Here is a 1,741-nt window from a genome sequence, read left to right as displayed (position 1 = left end):
TTTGCAGCAGAAGAAAGCTTTTCAAGAGACTTATCTGACTCTATCACAACGATCTTTACTGGCTGAAAATTACATGCAGTAGGAGCAAGAACACCTGCTTTAACAATTCGGTCAATCATTTCCTGGCTTACTTTCTTGTTTGAATAAGCTCTTACTGAATGGCGTTTTTCCATTAAATTCAATAAATCCATAATTAACTCCTTTTTTAAGATTTGTTTTTAATATATCCTATTCTATATTTTTGTAAAGAATGTACTTTTTTGTAATATACTATCTAAAAAGATAGTGTAAATTTAGGTAACTGTTCACCATGTCCGAATGTTCAAAATTAGCTGATAACTCAAAAAGTGTTTGTCCTATTGCAAGAACCGTAGAGCTTATCGGAGGAAAATACAAAGCTGTTATTCTCTGGCATCTTAAGAATGAAACACTAAGGTACAGTCAGCTACACAGAAAAATTTCTTGTGCGACAGATAAAATGCTTGCTCAGCAGTTAAGAGAACTTGAAAATGATGGTCTTATAATAAGAAAGGTATATCCAGTTGTTCCTCCAAAAACTGAATATTCCTTAACTCAGAAAGGAAGTCTCATTATTCCTGTACTTGAAGCTATGAGAGAATTTGAAGCAAAATTTTCAGAAAAGAAGAATTGATTGAAAGAGAAAAAAGGAGAAATTTAATTTCTCCTGAAAAAGATTAGTTTTCTTCTTCTTTTTCCTCAATTGCCTCGAAAGGACAAACTGACTGACATGCACCACAGTCAGAACATGCTGCACAGTCAATCTTGAAGGTATCATCACTCTGCTGCTCAATTGCACCACATGGGCAGATATCACTGCACTCTCCACACTGAGAGCATAACTCTTGATTAATTACGTACATTCTTGTTTCCTTAGGTTACACTTTATCAATTGCTCGTTATAATACACGAAATAGATTTTTTTAAAAAGGCAGATATATGGATAAGATTTCTCAAAACATTCAGAATGTTCTTGCCAAGATAAAAGATGCTGCAGAAAAATACGGTAGAGATCCTGCTACTATTACGCTTTTAAATGTAAGCAAGACAAAACCAGAGCAGATGGTTATTGCAGCTTATCAGACAGGTCAAAGACATTTTGGCGAATCATATGCTGTAGAAGCAGCTGAAAAAATTGAAAACCTAAAGAATCAGGGGTATAACGATATTGTCTGGCACTTTATCGGGCCTATTCAAAAAAATAAAACCAAGCTTATTGCTGAGCACTTTGATATAGTTGAAAGTGTAGATAGAGCCATTGTCGCTAAAAGACTGAACGATCAAAGACCAGATCATCTTGGTGTACTTGATGTACTAGTTCAGGTCAATATTTCAGATGAAGAGCAGAAATCAGGCTGTTCTATCGAACAAATTGATTCTGTTATTGATGAAATTCAAAACTGCAGTAAACTAAGACTTAGAGGTTTTATGGGCATCGGTCTTGATACTGACGATATGCAGTTAATAGACTCAGAATTTCAGAAACTTCACGATCTTTTTGTAAAATACAAAGAAAAATTTGAAGATTTTAATATCCTATCTTTAGGAATGACGAACGATCTGGAAATTGCAATCAAAAACGATTCAACACAGGTCAGAATTGGAACTGCCATCTTTGGCGCTAGAGAATATAAGAACAAATAAAATGACTACTAAGAAAATTGCCTTCATCGGTGGAGGAAACATGTCCTCCTGTATTTATGCAAGCATTATCAATACCTTT

At 34.5% G+C, this 1,741-nt stretch carries 4 protein-coding genes; 2 read left to right on the top strand and 2 right to left on the bottom strand.

Going from position 1 to position 1,741, the window contains the following annotated elements; translation table 11 throughout:
- The coding region (locus ACJML3_RS07695) for a nitroreductase family protein (RefSeq protein WP_406022077.1) at positions 1 to 191 on the bottom strand (191 nt) is incomplete at its 3' end.
- 119 nt (positions 192 to 310) lie between these two features.
- Between ACJML3_RS07695 and ACJML3_RS07690 the strand changes: the two genes are divergently transcribed.
- Entirely contained in the window at positions 311 to 652 is a 342-nt protein-coding gene (locus ACJML3_RS07690; protein ID WP_406022075.1) for a winged helix-turn-helix transcriptional regulator, read from the top strand.
- A 43-nt stretch (positions 653 to 695) separates the two neighbouring features.
- Here ACJML3_RS07690 and ACJML3_RS07685 read toward each other — a convergent pair whose 3' ends face one another.
- Entirely contained in the window at positions 696 to 881 is a 186-nt protein-coding gene (locus ACJML3_RS07685) for a 4Fe-4S binding protein (protein WP_219938177.1), read from the bottom strand.
- A 76-nt stretch (positions 882 to 957) separates the two neighbouring features.
- On the opposite strand from ACJML3_RS07685, the gene ACJML3_RS07680 reads away from it, so the two are divergent.
- The gene (locus ACJML3_RS07680) at positions 958 to 1,662 is read left to right on the top strand and encodes a YggS family pyridoxal phosphate-dependent enzyme (RefSeq protein WP_406022072.1); all 705 of its coding nucleotides are present in this window, start codon (positions 958 to 960) and stop codon (positions 1,660 to 1,662) included.
- Positions 1,663 to 1,741 lie beyond the last annotated feature (79 nt).

Origin of the sequence: Succinivibrio sp., assembly GCF_045124615.1 — a bacterium.
GTDB lineage: Bacteria > Pseudomonadota > Gammaproteobacteria > Enterobacterales > Succinivibrionaceae > Succinivibrio > Succinivibrio faecicola.
The sequence above is the reverse complement of the archived record's forward strand: the minus strand, read 5'-3'. Positions and strand labels throughout refer to the sequence as shown.